Origin of the sequence: Halosimplex halophilum, assembly GCF_004698125.1 — an archaeon.
GTDB lineage: Archaea > Halobacteriota > Halobacteria > Halobacteriales > Haloarculaceae > Halosimplex > Halosimplex halophilum.
On sequence record NZ_SRHV01000005.1, the window covers coordinates 148108 to 168893 of the forward strand.

Here is a 20786-nt window from a genome sequence, read left to right on the forward strand (position 1 = left end):
CGTCAGGAGCATCGGCAGACGCCGGGGACATCGGCAGACGCCGGCAGTTCCGAGCTCTGATATTCGAGAGACGGGGACGGGCCGCAGGACCGGGGCCCGGCGGGTCGCGGCGGTATCGCTACGCGAAACGTCACGCAACGGTTTATGGCGGTGCCGGCCCCGGGGAGACATACGATGGCGGTTCCGACGGCGTCGCCGGTCGTGCTGGACGCGCTGGCCGACGCGACGCGGCGGGCGGTGCTCGCCGAGCTGGTCGACAGCGACGCGACCGCGACCGTCGAGGAGCTGGTCGCGGCGCTCGCGGACCGCCCGGCCGCGGCGGGGTCCGACGCGACGGCCGACCGGACGGACCTGCGGACCGCGCTCCACCACGTCCACCTGCCGACGCTGGCGGAGGCCGGCGGCGTCACCTTCGACCCCGAGACGGGGCTGGTCGCGGCCCCCTCTGAGCGTCCCTTCGACCGCGAGTGGGTCGCCCGCCTGGTCACCGACCACCCCGACCCGGCCTACGACGCGACGCTCGCCGCGCTGGGGAGCGGCCGCCGGCAGGTCGTCCTCCGCGAACTCCTCGTCGCGGGACCGGCGACCGACCGCGAACTGGCCGTCGCCGTGGCCGCCCACGAGCGGGGCGTCGACCGGGCGACCGTCCCCGGCTCCGTCGCGGAGGTGGTCGAACTCTCGCTGGCGCACACCCACCTCCCGATGCTGGCCGACGCCGGGTTCGTCACCCGCGAGGGCGCGACCGTCGTCGCCGAGTCGATGCCATGGCGGTCCGACCCCTGGGTCGCGGCCAGCCCGATCGCCGAGTGGGCGGCCGCCGAGTGAGTCGACGGGACTTCCCCACCGGGGCGAGCGACGCAGTCCGCCGTCCACGGACGCCTCACCCGTTCGCTTCCAGGATCCCGACGTAGTCGCCGCCCGCCGGGTCCAGTCCCTCCTCCGGCTCAAGCGTGTCGACGAGTTCCCACGGCGTCCCGCTCGCGAGGTCGGCCATCGTGTCGGGCGCGGCCATCAGATAGTCGAACCACGGCGTCGCGAGCCGCTCGTGGCGGACGCGCATCCGGAGCGCGCCCGGGAGCCGGCCGCGTTCGCGATTCTTCTCGTGGTACGCGAGGTGGTGCTCGTCGTCGGTCGCGACCGGGTCCCGGCTCTGTGCGACCAGCGTCGCGTCGTCGGTCGCCACCGTCGCGAGGTCCCGGAGGCGGTCGGGCGCGGTCTCGGCCGTCCCGACGAGCCCGAAGTTGTTGCCCAGCATGAGCACCGTGTCGAAGGTGTCGGGCTCGAACGCGTCGGCCACCTCCGCGATATCGACGGCGCGGGCGTCCGCCACGCCGCGGTCGCGGGCCACCTCGACGGCCCCCTCGGACACGTCGATAGCGGTCACGTCGTGGCCCCGCTCCTGCAGGTACAGCGCCGCCCGGCCCGCGCCACAGCCCACGTCGAGGACGCGCCCCTCGACGCGGTCCACCGCGCGACGGTCGGGCTCGGGCCACTCGTCGTAGTCGGCGAAGTAGAACTCGCCGCCGGCGCTGACGCCGATCCACCCGTCGTCGCGTTCGATGACCTCCCGTCCCTCTCCCGTCTCGGCGTACGCCCGGAGCATCGCGCCGACGGCGTCGCCCGTCTCCGGGGTCGCCGCGCCGGTCGGCTCGTCGATCCCGTCGTCCATACGCCCACGGTCGACCCGGTGGCGGATGAGTCCCGGGGGTTCCGTGTCACTCACCCGCACGCGCCCGCGGCGAGGGAAACAGTAACGGCGGGGCAGTCCTCGGGATGGGACATGTACCTCGGAGACCGGACCTGGCCGGAGCTGGGCGAGTACTTCGCCGAGGAGTCGCTGGCCCTGGTGCCGCTGGGGTCGACCGAACAGCACGGCCCGCACCTCCCCGAATCGACTGACCACCGCATCGCCGAGGCGCTCGCCCGCGAGGCCGCCGAGCGGACGGGCTACCTCTGTACCCCCACCGTCAACGTCGGCGTCAGCCCCCACCACCGCCAGTTCAACGGGACGATGTGGGTCGAGCCCGGCGTCTTCCGCGACTACGTCGAGTCGCTCACGAGGAATCTCACCTACCACGGGATCGACCGCGTGGTCTTCGTCAACGCCCACGGCGGCAACGTCGCCCACCTCCGCGAAGTGGGCCGGCGCCTCCGCGACGACGAGGCCGCCTACGCCGTCGAGTGGATGTGGGACGAGTCGATCCCCGACCTCGTCGACGACCTGTTCGAGCACAACGGCCCCCACGGCGGCCCCAAGGAGACCGCCATGATGCTCCACATCGACGACGACCTCGTCCGCGAGGACCAGTTCGAGCGCGCCCGCGACGAGGGGGTCCGCGACGTGGCGGACTACGACGGCCTCCGGAAACACGGCGCCCGCACCTTCTACGACGCCATCGACAACACCGAGAGCGGGGTGCTGGGCGACCAGACCGACGCGACGCGGGAGAAAGGGGCAGAGCTGTTCGCGGCCGCCAGCGACCAGCTCGTCCGGCTGGCCGAGTGGCTCGACGACCAGCCCTTCGAGGACCTGATGCCCCGCGACCACGTCTGAGTCGCAAGAGACAGGTGTGATGACCCGGAACCGTCGGGTATGAGCGACGACGACTTCGAGACGGAACTGGCAGCGGCCTTCGAAGACGAGTTCGGCGCCGACGCCGAGACCGCGGCGACGGCCGCCGAGAACGCCGCCGCCTTCCGCGACGAGTACGACGAGGAGCTATCGGTCGAGGACGTGCTCGACCGGATCGAGAGTCATAGCGGTGACTTCGCGCACCGCTTCGACTACGCCGTCGGCGACCTCGCCGCGGCCAACGACGACTGCACCGACTCCCGCGAGTACCGCATCGCCGGGTACGGCGACCTCGCGGCCGACCCGAACCAGGGCTTCTGAGCGGTCGGATTACGTTTTCACTGCCGTCGACGGTGACCGTCCGAATCGACTCCTTTGTGTAGTGCCGACACAATCATGTCGGTTTATCCGACTTCGGGGCGCTGCCGATCTGGCCGCTGGACCACATGGCCACGATGTCGCCGAGGCCGCGGGCCAGCTCGATGACGGTCGTGTCGTACTGGCCGCAGTTCGGCTTTTTCCCCAAGTTTTTGCGGCGGAGGATTCCCGCAGCGCGCTCCCGGCGCGCGAGGAACTCACCGCCGCAAAAAGTGGCACGGGCACGGTGGGACCCTGGAATTACGGGATATGCTGCGGACGGTTTGCGGATCATGATTGTCAGATGTCCGGAAGGTGGTTGCTGCGCTGTTCGGCCTGCTCGCGGTCGGACCGGCGGTCGTAGTGCCGATCCAGAATGTCCTCGCTCGCGTTCAGGCGGTCCTTGACGATCCGGCGGGGAACGTCCTCACGACGGTAGTAGGTCACGCGACCGCTACGAACGTCGTGAGGGGAGCGCGCAGAAGGGCATTTGCTGGCGTGGTGAAGGTCGGTCGCCTCGCAGTCCTCGATGTCGCGGTCGTGTGGGCACTCCTCGCCGCGCCAGCAGGGGCGGGTGATGCGGTAGAGTGTCCGCCGGTAGGTGTTCCCGGACGGCCGGCCGTACTCCGTGGCGATCAGCGGCTCCCGGCCGTTGTCGTCGGTGACATCCGGCCGGTGATACTCGATGTAGTCCTCGATGTACCGGGCGGCCTTCTCGCTGATCCGGTTCCACCGGCTCCCCTTCTCCTGATTCTTGAGGGGAGTTCCTTCGTCGGGTCGGTGGACGAAGTGAACCGCTGGACCCGAAAAGCGGGGGTGTGATCCGTCGAGGTCTACGTCCTGGAGGTCGAGGCCGCGGATCGCGCCGGTTCGCGCGCCCGTCTCCCACAGCAGGAGGAGGACGATGTGGTTCATCGAGCCGGGTTCCGCGTTTTCGAGGTAGTCCAGAATCTCGATAGCGCGCTCGGGGTCGAGCGTGGTTTCGGAGACGGCTTCCCCGTTCTTCATCGCCGGGAGGGAAATCTGCTCGTACAGCTCCGGCGGGACCGCATCGATGTTCGCGCAGAATCGGAGGAACCGGCGGAGAGTCGCCAGTTGGCCTTTCAGCGTCACCAGTTTGACCGGGCCGCGGCCGTCGCCCTGACCCTCGCGCCGCCAGATACGGAACTTGAACAGGTGACGGCCGGTGAGGTCATTCAGGTTCTCAATCCCTTCGTCCTCGCAGAACTCGATGAACGCATTCAGGCGGTACTCTTCGGCGTCGCGTGTCGACTGGGCGTGTTCATCCTGCATCGCATCGATGAACATATCGACCGCTTCCCTCGGGCCGATCGGGTCGAGGTCCGTCACCTCTGACCACTCCCGGTCGAGACGGCCATCATCCGGTTGCAGTTCGGGCAGGGCTTCGAGGTCTGGAGGGACGCCGCTGCGGCGTGGCTGGTGCAGTGGTCCGTGTGTCCGCAGTCGGGGCAACGCAGTCGATAGTCGCCTTCCAGTCGAACGGCGTTCTTTTCACTGGCCGATGCCTCTGAAGACGTGTGGGGCGAATGCCCCACGCTGGTTCCGTCTTGCATGGATGCGCGTGCGGAGCCACCTTCTGGGCCGTGTTCCAGCACGGCCCGATTCCGACGATCGGGAGCCATCGGTACGGGCGGCCCACGACCACACTGGAGACGGCTGACAACATAAATGTAACGACAACCCTACTACGTGATTTAAGCACTCTTTAATTGATAGAGTATGAAATAGGTTCCACACGGTGGAAATGAGAGCAAGATGCGTCGATCTGGTTCGTGGATGAGTGTCTGGGACGACCGGATTCTCGAATGGATGCGGGAGAACGAGGGGTCCGGGACTCCCAAGCAGCTCAACGATAGCGGATTAATCCGCGTTTCACAGACTCACATTGCCCGACGGTGCAAGACACTGGCAGAGAACGGCCTACTCCGGCACGTCGGAAACGGAGCCTACGTAATCACGGAAAAGGGTGAAGCCTATCTCGAAGAGGAATACGACGCGGAAGAAGAAGCTTATATCGACGACGGAAATTCGACCGCTAATGGACCATCGGCGTCGGAACAGGGAACCAACGGCGTGTGAGGACCCTCCAGCATGACGATACGAAGAACTGCTCAATGGCAACGCAGCATCGACGAACGGATACTGGAATACCTTCGGGATGAATCGTGGTCGACGCCCCGCTACATGGCGAAGATTCCGGGGATTCACGCGACGAGAGCGCAGGTTAGGGAGCGGTGTTATGTCTTGGCCGATGCTGAATTAGTGGCGTTTCTCACCGAGGACGCCGAGCTCGTAGAAATCACCACAGCGGGAAAGCAGTACCTCGATGGAGAGATAGACATGGAACTGCATCCGACACCCCGACATCCTCAGTCGATTAGCAACTAACTGGGCAAGAACATATTACAATTCGATCTCATTTCCGATTTCGTATAATGAGATATTAAATATAAATTGTAAATATGAGTGAGATATAAGACAGGGATGCAAGGTTCAGACGAGATCGAATCCTATTCTAAAGATGACGGTCTTGGATTATAGTCAGAAATATCAGTAGTCGTAATCAAAAGAACGGAATATGAGTGAAGATAACATCAATAGATTTGATAGATTACTCAGCGTATTAGCGGGCTTCTTTGCGGTGGCCACGATAACATCTGTTGCTATTGCAGTAGATGCTTCCACTTCAGAAGTACCATTGTATTCAAATTATGCCAGACCGTTCACTCTTGCAGCAGCAGGTATCGGAACAGGACATTATCTTGGGAAATCAATAAAGAATAGGCAAAAATATCAGACTCATTTTGCGCTTGGGTTCTTCTTTGGCATATTTATTCAATCGATTTACTATACACTGGATGAGGTTGTAGGAAGTATCCCCTATCCTGCAATTGTGATCATTTCAGCACTCTTCGCGCTTATAATGCATATCTCGCCACTGCTTGAACACAGTAGAGATATGGCTAGTATTATGGAGATATTTGGTGGCTGGATCACGTCAATATTCCTGATATATATGAGTGTGACAAAATTCTTCTTATCACTTGACCCTTGGAATGGATTTAAAATTGGATACGGGATACTCTCAGCGGTGATCTTGCTTATTGCATTTATTATCTGGGCTGAAGAACCAGATGAGAGGCAGTAATGACGGAAACGCCCGATCTGCTCGGCCCCCCATTGAGGGGGGCGCTCGCGGGCTCGCTCAACATATTAGAATCCAATGAATGGCTATAAAAATACTTATATTAGTTTTGTTATTGATCTGGTGAAATGGAACGTTGGAAACACTCCTGAAACTGGCTTGTCGGACGTCCTTATCATATATGATTAATCTCTCTGAATAAATCGCCCAAGCCCCTCTCAGGAAGTTACTAAGATTCCGTTTCAATTAACCTTTTTATGATTCAGACATAATTGCCATTCGTATGGGAAAGATATACAATGCCCTCAGCGATGCCTTCATCAAGGCGGCAACGTCGGGCTCCGGGTCGGACGACTTCTATTGTGACGATCACAACTGGACCACTACTGGGTCCTCAAAAAGAGTCCACATAAAAGACACTGATTATCGTACAAAAAAGAAGTACAAGTGTCGGAACTGTGGGAAGACAAAGTGGAGCTTTAATCGGCCTTAGTAGGCAATAATCGGTCAATATAGGATAGCTATAATTTAATCAGATATATTGAACTTCGCTTGCTCGTCAGGTTCGTACGTGCCGGCAATCGGCGGTACCGGATCGAGCGTATACACGAGGTCGTCGGGTTCGCCGTCGGCGAGATCACGGTAGAACTCCGCGGAGTATTCAGTCTCGTCCAGGCCCACGTCCTCAGCGCGTTGGACGATGATGTGATCGGCGTGTTCTCGAATCGGCGGCGCGATGTCGTAGCCGTCCTCGCGGTGACCGATGACGAACAGCCGCAGACCGAGTTTAGATTTGAACGTCACCAGCGGGTAGAACTCGCTGTTCACCTCGTAGCTCTGAGTCTGAGCGTTCGCCTGGGTACTCATCTCATCGAGGACGGCCACCACGTCGGGGTACTCGTGGCACAACTGCTCCAGGTCGGATTTGGACTCGACGGTGTAGGTCCGTTCGTTCAGCTCGGCCTCTTCCCACTCCAGGGTGGTCACGTTCGTAGCGAGGATCGCGTCGGGTTCGTCGCGGAGGTGTAGCCCGGCACCGACCAGGGCGGAGTTCGTCTTTCCACCGTCGGTCATGCCGAGGAACACACCGAGGTAGCCCGGTCGCCGGAGGTCCTGGACCAGCTGGGAGAACACCTGGGCGCTGGAGAAGTCCGACTCTCGACGAGTCAACCCGGACAGCCAGGAGAGCACCGCGAGGTTCCCGTTTCGGACTGCCGCAGCTGCGACTGGCGAACCGTGGGCGGCGATAAGGTTCCGACAGTACTGGGTCTGTTCGAACGTCGCCGGGAGATCGGCGTCGTGGTCCTCGTTGATGTTCAGAATCTCATCATACCGACGCTTGTAGTGGACGTAGCGACGGAGTGCACGGCCGTCGAGGAACGGCGCGAGCGGATAGACGCGGTTGTTCTCGGTCAGTCGGCCCTCGGCCACTTCGCGGAACTCCGCAGCGCCGATGCCGAGCGAACTGCCGTCGTAGTCACTCATGGTTCACCTCGCTGCCGGGGTGTTGGCCGTTGCTGCCCGGCGAGCCGTCGGACTGGGCGCGCTCTTCCAGCGGGTCGGTCGACTCCTGAATGTCAGCTGACCCAGGCCGGTCGGCGGCCGCGCGTTCCTCCTGGTCGTCGGCTTCCTCGCGGCTGGGGATCAGCCCGTCGAGCGTTTCGTCGAGATCGACATCGAGGTCGAAGTCCATCGGGTTCAGCCCGTCGGCGAGGAAGGAGTCATCTTCTGCGCCAAGCAGCAGCGAGTGCGCCAGTTTGTCCGTGTTTTCGAGGACCTTCATGTCCGCACCGGCGCGGGCTTTCAGGCCCTCGAACGCCAGCGGGACGAGTTTCTTCCGCTGCTGTTTCAGCGCGGTCTTCTTCTCCATGAACTTCTGGTGGGAGATCTCGCCTTCCCACGTCGAGGTGAGCACGCGCCGCGGGACGGTCTCTTTCTCGCCGGTCTCCGGGTCGACCTCTTCGCGCTGCTCGATGCGGTGGCCTTCGGCGAAGTAGATGGTCTCGCCGGTCGCGCGACCGTGGCGGGTGGCGAGTCGGTCGCCTTCGATTTCGGCTTGCCCGAACTCGTCGGGGTGGAGGTACTTCAGGCCCCACTCTTGGCCGTCGGGGTCCAGGAGGACGACCGGCACGTCGAGGCGCTTCTGGTAGATGTACGCGAAGAGGAACGCGTAGACCACGATGAACGGCCCGGCGATCAGCACGGAGAGCAGCACGATGGAGATCGGCCGGGCGGGCAAGCCGTACCACCAGATGAGGGCGAGTCCGGTCAGGCAGAGCAGCCCGAACATCAGCGGGATGCCGGTCGCTTTCAGCACTTCCAGCATCAGCCGCTTGTTCGATGGAGACGGCGGAGCCTGCGGGTTCGGCGGGTCGTTAGTGTTGGTCATGCTCGGTTCCTCGCAGTTTGCGGTTAGCGTAGAACGCGCCGGGCAGCGCGACGGCGAACAGCACGAACACGGTCGAGCCGGCCAGCCAGGTGTCCTCGGGCGACGGGCCACCCGGCACGAAGTCGTTCGAACCGATCTTGATGGGGTGACCGTAGAGCGTCTCTTGCGTCGATATCGACACACCGACGAATCCGTTACTCTCAGTCACCGCAAACTCCACTTTCGTCTTCCCGTCCATCACCTCGGTACGTCGGTTGATCTCACCTTCCTGCATGAACGCACCAGCGTCAGCCAGGGTGACTGATGTAGGCCGCTCGGAGCGGAAGACGAGCGTGACTGTACCAGCGTCGGAGTTGTACGACGACGACAGCAACACCAGGCCGTCCTGTATCTGCGTTCCGGACTGCTGGGGCATCTGGACACCGGAACCGCTCTGCGTCCCGTTTGCGGACTGTGCGACAGCCACAGCAGGGACGAGAGAGACACCGATGACGAGAGCCAGCATAACGACTAATCGTTTCATGGTTTCGATAAATTGGGTAGGGGGTGGGGTTCTTAGCTCTACGTCGCCATCAACACCGGACCGAGTACCGAGTACAGCGTCAGCAGCAGGATCACGACGATCACAGCTCCGACGACGAACGCGGCGACTCCGCCGGCGAGGAAGCCACCACCGAAGTCACCGACGTTCGGGAGCCAGCCGACACCAGCACCAGACTGTCTCATCCGCTCCTGGCGAGCGTTGATCTGCGCGGTCGTCTCTTGCAGCTGTTCGAGGGTACTCTTGTACTCCTCGATGCTGGTCGTCTCGTAGTTGATGCTACTGTACTCTACCGACGTGATGTTCTTCTCCGTACCGTTGGGGTGGTGTACGGCGGTCACGGTGAAGTTACCAGTTAGCTCGGTCGACTCGCCTTGGTCGTCGACGACGAACTGGTAACCCTGCAGCTCCTTCGCATCGTACCGAGTGCCGATCTCGAAGCTGCCTGACTGCGGGAGACCGTCCGACATCAGCACACCGGTCAGCTGCTGGCCGGTACTGTGGTCGGTCACGTTCATCGTGCCGGTCGTCGACATGTTCGCAGGCGGCTGAACACCCATGGACGTGAGACTGCGGATCGCCCAGGTGTTGTAGTCAGCCTCAGGCGAGTACTGGCGCGCACCGAGGTACGGGTCTACGAGGTCCTCCTCAGTGATTTCTCCAGCCTGGTACTGGTCGTACGTGTTGGTGACGAACGTGTCCATCTCGTCCTGTACCTGGCTGTTCTGGTTCTCGATTTCGGACCACAGCGTAGTGTACTCCGAAATCACCAGGTACGACTCGGCATCGTAACCCTGGATATCTTCACCGTTTTGCTCCGGCGGGAACGCAGCCAGGGACTCGACCTCAAGGTTGTCACCGATGAGGCCGAAGTAGCCAGCACTACCACCGTTCGAGTACTGCTGGTAGTGATACGGGTCAGGGGACAGCGGAGCGGCACCGGACGCCGGCTCATTCGTGTTGTCCCACATCACTTCAGCAGTATCGAACTCGCGAACCGTACCGTTGACCAGCACGGTCTCGTTCGTCGCACCGTAGGAGACGTTCGTGACAACGCTGTTGTCGCTGTTCACGTCGTCCCAGGTGTAGTTAAGCTGAACCGTCTTCGGGTCAGCATTCGACGTTCGCAGCTGTTCTTTCAGGGTCTCCGTGTACGTCATGGACACGGACCACGTACGGAGCAGCTGGACCTGCTTCGCAGCGTAGTAGTCCGACACGGCGTCTTTAGCCTCCTGACGGGCCTCAGCTTCCGCAGTACCGTTGTTCAGGGCTCGGATGTAGGCGTTCTTGCCTACCATCTTCGCCACGGTCTCCGTGTCCTGAAGATAGTTGTTGTAACTATCTTCGAGGATCTGGTTGTTCTGACCCTGGGTTATAGCACCCTGATAGACGTTTTTCTCGGCTTCCAGGGCATCAGCAGCTTCCAACTCGGTCGCGTTCGCAGTGTCACCGAAGAACACCTCTGCGATAGTCGATCCGATCGCGACACCTGGAAGGCCAGCGCCCAGGGCGGCACCGGTCTGAGCACCGGACTCACCGATCGGGTTGATGTCGTCGAGCTCGTCGACGCCGCCGACGCCGATCGTCACAGCTCCGGCGAGTGACGAGGCCACCAGCAGCACGGCCGCGGCGAACGCGGCCACCTGTTGAGTCGCCTGTCTCATCGTCCTACTTCCCGAGGATCGCACCGGTCACGACCATCAGGATCATCACCACGATGGACGCGAACGGATCGAGGTTACTCACGAGGTTCTGCACCTCGACGAACGCGGCATGGGCGATCATCACGATCGACGTGACGGCGATAGTCAGCAACTCGACAACGTGGTAGTTGTCGGGGTTGCGAGTGTCCGAAGACGCGAAGATCACCGCGAATGCCGCGAACGACACGGCCAGCGTCAGGAACTTGTACTGCGTCAGCAGCTCCACGATGTCGAGCATGAGTCCGGTTTGCACCAAGCCGACGACGGCGAAGCCCATCAGGGCCAGCGCGGTCACGATGTTCAGCTCGCGGTAGGCGTCGAGCGCGCTACCCCTGCGACGACGGCTACTCATCGGCGGAACCTCGCTTCTTTGGGGTTGTAGGTCACCTCCTCGCCGTCGTCGTCCTCGAAGGACTCCTCCTCCTCCGAGACGCGGAGGGCCATCTGCGCTCCCTCGACCAGCTCGGCGATAAGTTGACGGCGGATGCCCGCGGTGATGTACGTGGGTCGGCCGTCGAGTTCCACGACACCGTTCCGGCCGGCGTTCGGGTTGAAGCTCGTGATGCGGCCGGTCACTTCGTCGCCCGGTTCGAGGTCGATCCAATCGGAATCACCGTCGTCGTTCGAGGTCTCCGGCTCAGGGAAGTCCTCGAACGACGAGGTTTCGTCATTAGTAGCCATGCTACACTCGGAACATCTAGCGCCACTAGTAAAAAACGGGATTCGACCCCGGTGAAAGTGAAATTAGCGGATACTACCATCAAAGCCCTGAGAATCTACTGAAACAGTTCCGATACCATCTGACACCGGAACGCGTTGAGCAGAAACAACCGAATCGACCACTTCAGGGTGTTTGATTCCGTGTTTCAGAAGGTATCCGGCCATCGACTCACCACCGAACATCGCCGTACCAGTTCGTTCGCAGCGCCAAAGAATCGAATCGGAATTCTCACAGCCGAGTTTCGTATTCCGAAGTAGTCTATCGATGTAGTCGACGGTTTCAACCATTTCGACGCCTGTACCGGCTGATGCAGGATATTCCTCTTCACCAACGGTGACGCTCTTGACCTGCCACTCGGGCGGACGGTCGAACGAGACTGGTTCGGACGGGTCGACGCCATGGTCAACCTCTTCGATTAGCTGTCGAGCATCGGGTGGCAACCCGAGCGCACCTATGATTTGAGTCGGTGTCGCGTCGGGGTAGCGTTCTAAGTACTGTTCGATTTGTTCCCGCTGACGCTTCTCCGTGGGTGTTTGCCCGACGGATGCAGCAGCACGAGCCGACGGCCATCGGTCGCGCAGTTCACCCTCGCGGTCGAGGCCGCCGTCGGCAGCTGCGGGAGACTGATCACCGATTCGGGCAGCGGTCAGCGTTTGGTCCTGGTCGATTCCGTGGGGACTCCCGCACTTCGCGCATTCGAGGTCGACGCCGCGAGTAGACGACCGAACGACGCTCTCGCCGTGGTCGACGGACTGGTCAGACTGGTCAGACTCGTACCGCTGTTTGCAGGCGTCGGCGGTCGAAGCCCAACCGGCAGCGTCCGACCGGCTCTGTGTCTTCGCGTTCGCGGCGGTGACCGCCGCGGCCCACATGATGTATTCCTCCGACCGTTCGTGAAGGTCGAGCGGGTCGATAGATGCGTAATCCGCGACGTATTGGGCAGTACTCTCCAGTTCCTCGGGTTCCTTGATTTCGACCGTGTCCACGTCGTCGGCGTTCGCGTCCCAGTCCTGAATGTCGAGATCGTGGGCATCGGCTCCAGCCCACTCGCACTCTTCGACGTGTTTCTCGATCACCGGCCGGAGGTCGTTCGGCGTGACCGGGCCGTCGACGACCAGGACGATATGGTCGTGGCCGTAGCAGCGGTTGATTCCGTACTCGCCGCGTTTGCCCGTATGCGGCTCCGAACGACGTTCATACTGCCAATCGTAACCGAGCGACCGCATGGTATTCCGTAGAGTATCGTAACAACTGTTCCAGCTACTCCGACGGACGGAGATGTGATCGACGGGTGCGACTCGTTCGCCGTCCGGCATCGAAGACGCGCTCGTCGTGAGGAGACAGATATGCGGATCATCGTAGTTAGCTGTGGACGTACCACCAGAGGGCCGCTCACCGCCGGTTAGTTCACGAAGCCAGCCTTCCATCTGAGCGTAGTACTTCATCTGATAGGAGGCGAACCAGCGGGTGACAGCTTCGACAGAGAACTCGGCGTATTCGGGGTCGCTGGGGCGTCCTTTTTCGAGATTTATTGTAGTTCGGCGGGTGTCTTCGTGGTCTTCGAGCATCTTTTCGACGGCTTCGCCCCAGTCGAAGGGAGTTCGGGCCACCAATTGCTGGCCGGTCACGTCGTCGTCGATCTCCCGAATCGCTTCACTGTGGAAGGGCTCGTAGTGTTCGCGGGTGTAGTCGCGGCGGAGGGATACGCCGTCGCGCTCGGTCAGCGGCAGCTGGGTCCGGTCGGGGTACTTCGCGTAGGACTCTGAGACCCTTTCGGCAGTCGTCGGTAACTCGCGCTCAGAATCGGCCGAGTTACCGGGTTGAGCCGGGGTTACAGAGTCTTTCGAGTTGGTTTGCCGAGAACCGCCGGTGTCGGTTGGGTCCTCCGTCGCCATCTACAGTGAGTCAGAATCGAGAGCGAGCCAGTCGTCGTCGAGACCGCTACCGCACCGCGACCGCACCGCATCACGATTCGCGCGCCTCCGGCGCGCGGTGCGCTGCGGGTCCTCGCTCGGGCCCCCATGGGAGGGGGCCGCTCTCTGCGGGTCCTTGCTTGTGGTGGGAGGGTCGTCAAGTAATGGAACGGAATGACAGGAACGGCATTCACGAGCCTGTGTCGGGGAGTCACCGATCCGGTTGATACAGGGTTCGCCGCAGATCCGGCAGGTGTACCACCGGAACGATTCCCAGTCGGTCATCGCGGATCACCGTCCTGGACCTGACCGATTTGCTGCTGAAAGCCGGTGCTGAGGGCATTGACTGCCCGGCTGAGCCAGATGTAGGGGAATAGAACGAGGACAAGACAGCCGACCAAGAAGTAGCACGTCAGGGTGAACGCGAGTCGGCGGAGAAAGGAGGCAGTCACGACTGACCACCTCGGACTGAAGAGTCGGTATCGACCGACTCGATAGCCTCACGAACTTCCCGGTCTGTCGCGCCGTCCTCGACGAGCCACGACGCGGGGATAAATTCGTTCGGAGGGTACGGCCATTCTTCAGCTGAGGGACCGCGACGATCTCCCGTCACGGAAGCGCACCCCCGTTCAGGTGATAGTCCGCGTGCGGCTCCGGTTCGCGGGCTTCGAGGTTACCGGGGCGGTTGTTCCAGCGGTCGTGATCCGTGTGATGGACCTCCAGGTGTGACCAGAGGTCGTCGATCTCGCCGTGGGCGTAGGCGGTCAGCCGGTGGAGGTAGAGATAGCGGTCGTGGCCGGCCTCCGAATCCCACACTCGGATGCGCGGGTAGTGGTCGACGGCAAACTCGACGCGGGGGCCGACGATCATGCCGACCACCTCTCGACAATGAGATTCGCCAGACAGCGGAGGGGGCCACACGTGATGTGTGTGGAATCCGAATTCCGAGTTTCGGGAGAGAATAGCGTACCGCTAGAATACGGTTCAGAGCGCGCTTCTACGGAATACTCAGCTAGAAGTCCTAAACGTGCAGTATTCGCACGGGCACGGTGGGATTTGAACCCACGGCCGTCGGATTAGAAGTCCGACGCTCTTTCCGGACTGAGCTACGTGCCCCGTGTCTCGGGTTGGACGGCCGCGCGTAAAAAGCGGCCCGGGTTCAGTTGCGGGGGCCAAACGGACCCCTGACCGGGTTAGCGGCCAGTCACCGGTTCAGCGTGTGGATCGCTTCGCCGAGCGCGTTGGCGCAGGCCTCGCCGACGGCCTCGGAGAGGGTGGGGTGGGTGTGGATGGTCGCGGCCACGTCCGCCAGTTGCGCGCCCATCTCGACGGCCAGCGCGAGTTCGGCGACGAGTTCGGAGGCCTCGGGGGCGACGACCTGGGCACCGAGGAGGAAGCCGCTGTCGCCGTCGCCGACGACGCGGACGAACCCCTCGTCCTCGCCGAGCGTGAGCGCGCGGCCGTTCGCCCGGAGCGGGAACTGCCCGACGACGGGGTCGAAGCCGGCCTCCTCGGCCTCCGCCTCGGTCATCCCGACGGTGCCGATCTCGGGGTCGGTGAACACGGCGGCGGGGATCGCCTGGTGGTCCAGTGCGGCGGGTTCGCCGGCGATGACTCCTGCGGCGACCTCCCCCTCGGCGCTGGCCTTGTGGGCGAGCATCGGCTCGCCGGCCACGTCGCCGACGGCGAAGACGTGGTCCACGTCCGTCCGGGCCTCGTGGTCGGTTTCGAGGAAGCCGTCCTCGTTGGGTTCCAGTCCCACGGCGTCCAGATTGAGGGTGTCCGTGACGGGCTGGCGGCCGACGGCGACGAGACACTTCTCTGCGCCGAACTCCGCGATCTCGCCGTCCTCGTTCTCGGTGCGGACGGTGATGCCGTCGCCGGCTTCCTCCCAGCTATCGGCGGCCTGGCCGAAGTGGAAGTCGACGCCGAGGTCCGCGGCGCGCTCGCGGACGACGCGGGCCACGTCGTCCTCGTAGCCCGGCAGGGCGTCGTCCAGCATCTCCACGACGGTCACGTCACAGCCCAGTTTCTGGTAGACCGTCGAGAGCTCCATGCCGATGTAGCCGGCGCCGACGACGACCATGCTTTCGGGGACGGCGTCCAGATCGAGCGCCGCGCGCGAGGAGAGGATATGCTCGCCGTCGAACTCGAACCCCGGCACCTCGATGGGTCGCGACCCCGTGGCGACGATGGCGTGCTCGAACTCGATGGTCTCGGCGCCCTGGCCCTCGCCGCCGTGGACGATGCGGGCGCGGTCCTCGCCGGCGAACTCCGCGCGGCCGGAGACGAGGTTGACGCCCGCGGCCTTGCAGAGCTTCTCGACGCCGCCGGTCAACTGGTCGACGACGCCGTCCTTCCACTCGACCATCCCCTGCAGGTCCACCGCGGGGTCGGCGTAGATGCCCATGTGCTCGGCGTCGCCCGCGTCGTGGGCGATGTCCGTCGCGGAGATCATCGCCTTCGAGGGGATACAGCCGTAGTTCAGGCAGGTGCCGCCGTAGGCGTCCTTCTCGACGAGGGTCACGTCCAGGTCGAGCTGCCCGGCGCGGATGGCGGCGACGTAGCCGCCCGGTCCCCCGCCGATGACCAGTACGTCAGTTCCGGTTGTCACGTCTCCGACGACCATTGTCGGAGGGTGGAGTGCCCGGCTAAAAAGAGGCGGGTGTGCGCGCCGGCCCCGCCCCGTTCCGACCGCGCGCCGGCCCGCGCGACCCCGGGCTCGACCGGCGGCGGTTGCAGTCGCAGGCCCGCGACGGATGTCGGGTTCGGAGCCGACGGCCGGCCGCGGTCCCGGCGCGATCCCCCCGGAACGGACCGGTCGGTAGCGCGACGCTCGCCGGCGATTATTGCCATCGAGGCTCGCAACGCAAGGGTCTTATACCGGAATCGTGGACCGGGAGATAGACGAGGTTCGCATGAGCGGAAACTCGACGGACGGATCGGACGACCCGCCCGAGGACCCCATCCTCCAGCGGGTGCTGAGCGACTCGGCGTACGACCGGGTCCGGATCGAACGGTTCTCACACTTCAAACAGCCGGTCCCGCAGAAGCTGCTGGTCCAGTCGCTTCTGGTGAGCGCGCTTGCGCTGGCGCTCCCGCTGTACCTGCTGTACCCGGCGAGCGCGGCGTCGTACCTGCCGACGGCCGACCCCGCGGTGGCCTCCCCGGTCGTCCTCGTGGTCGGGCTGTTCGCGCTCGTCCTCGAACTCGGAACGGCGGCGCTTTTGGTCGGCGTCGTCGTCTCGCGGGCGCGCAACGAACCGCTGACCGAACGGAAGGCCGAGCGGCTGTTCACGGCCGAGACGTTCGCCACCTACGTCGGCTTCGGCACCGGCGGGCTGGCGACGCTCGCGACCGTCGGCCTCCTCGCGCTCGGGCTCGGCGGCGAACCGATGCTCGCGTCGTACGTCGAGACGGCCAGCGAGGGCCCGTTCCGCCGGAGCGGCCTCGGTGTCTCCGTCCGGACGTTCGCGACGGCGGCCGTCCTCGGCGCCGTCGCCGTCACCCTCGCCCACCGGTACACCGAGTCGCTGCTCGCGGACCTCTGAACTACTCCAGGAGCAGCAGCGTCGGGTCTTCGAGGTACTCCTTGAGCGTGTTGACGAACCGCGCGGCGTCGGCGCCGTCGATCACCCGGTGGTCGACCGACAGCGAGAGGGTCAGCACGTCCCGCGCCACGACCTCGCCGTCGACCGCCATCGGTCGTTCCTCGATGGCGCCGAGTCCGAGGATCGCCGTCTCGGGGTAGTTGATGATCGGCGTGGCGTACTCGCCGCCGATGGCCCCGAAGTTGGTGATCGTGAACGTGCCGCCCTGCATCTCCTCGCGGCTGACCGACCGCTCACGACACTTCGCGACGAGTTCGTTCGCCTCCGAGGCGAGCTGTAGCAGGCTCTTCCCGTCGACGTCGTCGACGACCGGAACCATCAGGCCCGCGTCGGTGGCGGTCGCCACGCCGATATTCCGGTCGCCCCTGAAGACGATCTCCTCGTTGTCCTCGTCGAGTTGCGAGTTGAGCACCGGGTGCTCGTCCAGCGCGGCGGCGACGGCCTTCATCACGAACGGGACGTAGGTGAGCTTCACGCCCCGCTCCTCGGCCCGTTCCTTGAGCTTCTCCCGCGTCTCCACGAGCGCGGTGGCGTCGACCTTGTCGTGGTGGGTGACGTGGGGCGCGGTGAACTTCGCGCGCTCCATCGCCTGCCCGATGGTCTTGCGGACGCCCCGGTAGGGTTCGCGGCGGTCGCCCTCCGCCGCGTCGACCGTCCGGGCGGCGTCGCTCTCGGCCGCCCCCGCCGGTTCGGCGCCCGCGACGGGTTCGGCCTCGGTATCGCCGGCGCTCTCGGCCTCGGCGAGCGCCTCGGCGTCGGCCTGCTGGGCTTGCTTCTGGGCCTCGGCGTACTCGCGGACGGCGGCCTCGTCGACGAACGCCCGGCCGTCGCGCACCTCGTCGGTCGGCACGTCGTCGATGTCGACGCCCAGCTCGTCGGCGACCTTCCGGGTGGCCGGCGCGGCCAGCGTCCGCTCGCGCCCCGCGGCCTCGACGGAGGTCGCCCCGGCCCCGGCTCCGCCGGCGCTCTCGCCGTCGTCGACGCGGGAGACCGCCGACTTCAGCCCGTCGCCCACGCTCGATCTGCCGTCGCCGGACTCGCCGTCGTCGATCCGCGAGACGGCGGACTTGAGCTGTTTGCCGTCGTCGCTCTCGCTCCCGGCGGAGTCGCTCCCCCCGGTGCTGCCCGCGTCGTCCTCGGCCGCGGCGCGCACGTCGGCCTCGGTGACCCGGCCGCCGGGGCCGGACCCGTCGACCGCGGCGATGTCGACGCCGAGTTCGCGGGCGAGCCGCCGCGCGCTCGGCGCTGCGAAGACGCGGCCGCCCTTGCCGTTGACCGACGACTCCGCGGTCTCGGCGGCTGTGGCCCCGGTCTCACCCGACGACTCCGGGGCGGTCGCTCCCGCGTCGACCGCCTCGCCGGACGATTCGCTGTCGTCCGCCTCGGCCGCTGCCTCCGCCGGTTCCTCGCCCTCCACGTCGAAGGTGATGATGACCTCGCCGACCGGGACCACGTCGCCGGGCTCGGCGAGCAGCTCGCGGACGGTGCCGTTCACCGGGGCGGGCACGTCGACGACGGCCTTGTCGGTCTCGACCTCGGCGACGACCTGGTCCTCCGTGACCTGGTCGCCGGGCTCGACGTGCCACTCCAGCAGTTCGCCCTCGGCGACGCCCTCTCCCACGTCGGGGAGCTTGAACTCGCGGACCATGGCTCAGAAGTCGACTGCATCCCGTATGCCGTCTTCGATGCGCTCGGGCTCGGGGAGGTAGTAGTCCTCCAGCGCGTACAGCGGGTAGGGCACGTCGAAGCCCGTGATCCGCTCGACCGGCGCCTCCTGGTACAGCAGCGCCTCCTCCTGGATGGTCGCGGTGATCTCGCCGGCCAGCCCGCCGGTCTTGGGCGCCTCGTGGACGACGGCGGCGCGGCCGGTCTTCTTGAACGACTCGACGATGGTCTCCTCGTCCATCGGCGAGAGCGTCCGCAGGTCGACGACCTCTACGTCGACCTCGCCCGCCAGGTTCTCCGCGGCCTCCATCGTCGGCCGGGTCATCGCGCCCCAGGTGTAGACGGAGATGTCCGACCCCTCCCGTCGAACGGCGGCCTCGCCGAGCGGCACGGTGTAGTCGTCCTCGGGTACCTCCTCGCGGAACGCCCGGTAGATCAGTTTGGGTTCGAGGAAGATCACCGGGTCGGGGTCCCGGATGGCCGAGGCGAGCAGCCCCTTCGTGTCGTAGGGCGTGCTCGGGATCACCACTTTCAGGCCGGGCTCGTGGACGAAGAACGCCTCCTTCGACTCGGAGTGGTGCTCGGGCGCGCGGATCCCGCCGCCGTAGGGCGCCCGCACGACGAGCGGGCAGGTGAACTCCCCGCGCGAGCGGGTCCGCAGCCGCGCCGCGTGGGAGACGATCTGGTCGAAGGCGGGGTAGATGAACCCCATGAACTGGATCTCGGGCACCGGGCGCAGCCCGTAGGCGGCCATGCCGATGGCGGTGCCGACGATCCCCGATTCGGCCAGCGGCGTGTCGATCACGCGGTCCTCGCCGAACTCGTCGAGCAGGCCCTCGGTGGCGCGGAAGACGCCGCCGTTCTGGCCCACGTCCTCGCCCATCACGAGCACGCGGTCGTCGCGGGCCATCTCCGTCGCCAGCCCGTCCCGGACCGCCTGGACCAGCGTCAGGCTCTCCGTCTCGCCGCTCGATACGTCGTCGGTCTCGGTCGCGGTGTCGGATTCGGTGGTCTCGCTCATGGTCACTCCAGCAGGGCTTCGTCGCCGTGTCGTTCGCGCAGCCGCCGCAGGTACGCGAGCTGTTCGTCCAGCCGGTCGGGCATCCCCTCGTAGACGTGCGCGAACAGCTCCTCGGGGTCGGGCCGCTTGACCGACTCCGCCGCCGAGATGGCGTCGGCCACCTCGTCCTCGATCTCTTCCTGGATGGCCTCGACCCGCTCGTCGTCGAGGGTTCCCCGCTCGCGGAGGAACGTCTCCATCCGCGGGATGGGGTCTTTCGCCCGCCACTCCTCGACCTCCTCGTCGTCGCGGTAGACCGAGGGGTCGTCGGCCGTCGTGTGGGCGCCGAAGCGGTACTGCACCGCCTCGATCAGGGTCGGTCGCAGCTCGTCGGGGTTGGGGTGTCTGGCCTTCTCGACGGCGGCCTTCGTCACCTGGTAGACGGCCAGCGGGTCCATCCCGTCGACCTGCACGCCCTCGAAGCCGTAGGCGTCGGCCTTCTGTGCGAGCGTCTCGCTGGCGGTCTGGCGCTCCCGCGGGACCGAGATGGCCCACTGGTTGTTGTTACAGAAGAAGACCGCCGGCACGTCGAACACGCCCGCGAAGTTCAGCCCCTCGTGGAAGTCCCCCTCCGACGTGGCGCCGTCGCCGAAGTAACAGAGGAAGACCGTGTCCTCGTCCTGCAGCTTCGCGGCCCACGCCGCCCCCGTCGCGTGGGGGATCTGCGTGGCGATGGGCACCGCCACCGAGAAGACGTTCTCCCCGTCGCGGACGTTGCCCTCCTCGTGACCCATCCAGTACAGCAGGGTCTGTTTCAGCGACAGCCCCCTGTGGAGCATCGCGGCGTGCTCGCGGTAGCTCGGGAACAGCCAGTCGCCGTCGGCCAGCGCGTGGACGCTCCCGATCTGGGCGCCCTCCTGGCCGCTGAGCGGGGGATAGGTGCCCATCCGTCCCTGGCGCTGGAGGCTCACCGCCCGCTGGTCGAAGTGCCTGGCGAGTTTCATCTCCCGGTACATCTCGACGAGCCGCTCGTCGGACAGGTCCGGGACGGTCGCCCCCTCCCGTACCTGCCCGTCCTCGTCGAGGACCTGGACCCGGTCCTCCGGGTCGCGCTGTAGAGTACTCACGAAAACTCCCTCCTCGGGAAC

22 protein-coding genes and 1 tRNA gene are annotated in these 20786 nt (G+C 64.6%); 7 read left to right on the forward strand and 16 right to left on the reverse strand.

Annotated features, from left to right (window positions below; all coding sequences use genetic code 11):
* Positions 1-174 precede the first annotated feature (174 nt).
* Positions 175-825, forward strand: a complete 651-nt coding sequence (locus tag E3328_RS17215; protein ID WP_135365877.1) for a DUF7344 domain-containing protein — start codon at positions 175-177, stop codon at positions 823-825.
* A 55-nt stretch (positions 826-880) separates the two neighbouring features.
* Here the strand turns inward: E3328_RS17215 and E3328_RS17220 are convergent, their stop codons facing one another.
* Positions 881-1669, reverse strand: coding sequence for a class I SAM-dependent methyltransferase (locus tag E3328_RS17220; RefSeq protein ID WP_135365878.1), 789 nt, complete (start codon positions 1667-1669; stop codon positions 881-883).
* Positions 1670-1780: 111 nt separating this feature from the next.
* Between E3328_RS17220 and E3328_RS17225 the strand changes: the two genes are divergently transcribed.
* Positions 1781-2554, forward strand: coding sequence for a creatininase family protein (locus tag E3328_RS17225; RefSeq protein WP_135365879.1), 774 nt, complete (start codon positions 1781-1783; stop codon positions 2552-2554).
* A 39-nt stretch (positions 2555-2593) separates the two neighbouring features.
* Positions 2594-2893, forward strand: a complete 300-nt coding sequence (locus tag E3328_RS17230) for a hypothetical protein (protein WP_135365880.1) — start codon at positions 2594-2596, stop codon at positions 2891-2893.
* 73 nt (positions 2894-2966) lie between these two features.
* Here E3328_RS17230 and E3328_RS17235 read toward each other — a convergent pair whose 3' ends face one another.
* The gene (locus E3328_RS17235; protein WP_135365881.1) at positions 2967-3224 is read right to left on the reverse strand and encodes a hypothetical protein; all 258 of its coding nucleotides are present in this window, start codon (positions 3222-3224) and stop codon (positions 2967-2969) included.
* A gap of 5 nt (positions 3225-3229) precedes the next feature.
* Positions 3230-4237, reverse strand: coding sequence for a tyrosine-type recombinase/integrase (locus E3328_RS17240; protein WP_135366443.1), 1008 nt, complete (start codon positions 4235-4237; stop codon positions 3230-3232).
* Between the two features lie 489 nt (positions 4238-4726).
* On the opposite strand from E3328_RS17240, the gene E3328_RS17245 reads away from it, so the two are divergent.
* The 3 genes from E3328_RS17245 (at position 4727) to E3328_RS17255 (ending at position 6098) form a co-directional block, all read left to right on the forward strand.
* The gene (locus E3328_RS17245; RefSeq protein ID WP_246023045.1) at positions 4727-5029 is read left to right on the forward strand and encodes an ArsR family transcriptional regulator; all 303 of its coding nucleotides are present in this window, start codon (positions 4727-4729) and stop codon (positions 5027-5029) included.
* Positions 5030-5041: 12 nt separating this feature from the next.
* Positions 5042-5338, forward strand: coding sequence for a hypothetical protein (locus E3328_RS17250; protein WP_135365883.1), 297 nt, complete (start codon positions 5042-5044; stop codon positions 5336-5338).
* 190 nt (positions 5339-5528) lie between these two features.
* A complete protein-coding gene (locus E3328_RS17255; RefSeq protein ID WP_135365884.1) occupies positions 5529-6098 on the forward strand; it encodes a hypothetical protein in 570 nt (189 codons plus the stop codon).
* 525 nt (positions 6099-6623) lie between these two features.
* On the opposite strand, the gene E3328_RS17260 is transcribed toward E3328_RS17255, so the two are convergent.
* From E3328_RS17260 to lpdA, 10 genes are all read right to left on the reverse strand, one after another.
* Positions 6624-7580: a hypothetical protein gene (locus tag E3328_RS17260; protein WP_135365885.1), complete on the reverse strand. Its 957-nt coding sequence runs from the start codon at positions 7578-7580 to the stop codon at positions 6624-6626.
* Positions 7573-8484 carry a hypothetical protein gene (locus E3328_RS17265; protein WP_135365886.1) on the reverse strand — a complete coding sequence of 304 codons (912 nt, stop codon included), beginning with the start codon at positions 8482-8484 and terminating at the stop codon, positions 7573-7575. The genes E3328_RS17260 and E3328_RS17265 overlap by 8 nt, the downstream gene beginning before the upstream one ends.
* Entirely contained in the window at positions 8471-8989 is a 519-nt protein-coding gene (locus E3328_RS17270; RefSeq protein WP_135365887.1) for a DUF8063 family protein, read from the reverse strand. The genes E3328_RS17265 and E3328_RS17270 overlap by 14 nt, the downstream gene beginning before the upstream one ends.
* A 56-nt stretch (positions 8990-9045) precedes the next feature.
* Positions 9046-10689 carry an Env/VP5 family phage fusion protein gene (locus E3328_RS17275; RefSeq protein ID WP_135365888.1) on the reverse strand — a complete coding sequence of 548 codons (1644 nt, stop codon included), beginning with the start codon at positions 10687-10689 and terminating at the stop codon, positions 9046-9048.
* Between the two features lie 4 nt (positions 10690-10693).
* The gene (locus E3328_RS17280; RefSeq protein ID WP_135365889.1) at positions 10694-11080 is read right to left on the reverse strand and encodes a DUF8023 family protein; all 387 of its coding nucleotides are present in this window, start codon (positions 11078-11080) and stop codon (positions 10694-10696) included.
* Positions 11077-11409, reverse strand: a complete 333-nt coding sequence (locus E3328_RS17285) for a hypothetical protein (protein ID WP_135365890.1) — start codon at positions 11407-11409, stop codon at positions 11077-11079. The genes E3328_RS17280 and E3328_RS17285 overlap by 4 nt, the downstream gene beginning before the upstream one ends.
* Positions 11410-11472: 63 nt before the next feature.
* Entirely contained in the window at positions 11473-13344 is a 1872-nt protein-coding gene (locus E3328_RS17290) for a hypothetical protein (RefSeq protein WP_135365891.1), read from the reverse strand.
* Between the two features lie 627 nt (positions 13345-13971).
* Entirely contained in the window at positions 13972-14232 is a 261-nt protein-coding gene (locus tag E3328_RS17295) for an HNH endonuclease (RefSeq protein WP_135365892.1), read from the reverse strand.
* A 171-nt stretch (positions 14233-14403) separates the two neighbouring features.
* Positions 14404-14478 (reverse strand) — tRNA-Arg (locus E3328_RS17300).
* An 88-nt stretch (positions 14479-14566) separates the two neighbouring features.
* Complete coding sequence (gene lpdA / locus E3328_RS17305) at positions 14567-15991, reverse strand: dihydrolipoyl dehydrogenase (RefSeq protein WP_135365893.1); 1425 nt, start codon at positions 15989-15991, stop codon at positions 14567-14569.
* Between the two features lie 289 nt (positions 15992-16280).
* Here lpdA and E3328_RS17310 point away from each other — a divergent pair, with 289 nt between their 5' ends.
* Positions 16281-16913, forward strand: coding sequence for a hypothetical protein (locus E3328_RS17310; RefSeq protein WP_135365894.1), 633 nt, complete (start codon positions 16281-16283; stop codon positions 16911-16913).
* 1 nt (position 16914) lies between these two features.
* On the opposite strand, the gene E3328_RS17315 is transcribed toward E3328_RS17310, so the two are convergent.
* Genes E3328_RS17315 through pdhA form a run of 3 tightly spaced genes read right to left on the reverse strand, consistent with a single transcriptional unit; the run spans position 16915 to position 20765 of the window.
* Complete coding sequence (locus E3328_RS17315; RefSeq protein ID WP_135365895.1) at positions 16915-18621, reverse strand: dihydrolipoamide acetyltransferase family protein; 1707 nt, start codon at positions 18619-18621, stop codon at positions 16915-16917.
* A 3-nt stretch (positions 18622-18624) separates the two neighbouring features.
* Positions 18625-19659: an alpha-ketoacid dehydrogenase subunit beta gene (locus E3328_RS17320; RefSeq protein WP_135365896.1), complete on the reverse strand. Its 1035-nt coding sequence runs from the start codon at positions 19657-19659 to the stop codon at positions 18625-18627.
* 2 nt (positions 19660-19661) lie between these two features.
* A complete protein-coding gene (gene pdhA, locus E3328_RS17325) occupies positions 19662-20765 on the reverse strand; it encodes a pyruvate dehydrogenase (acetyl-transferring) E1 component subunit alpha (protein WP_135365897.1) in 1104 nt (367 codons plus the stop codon).
* Positions 20766-20786: the final 21 nt, after the last annotated feature.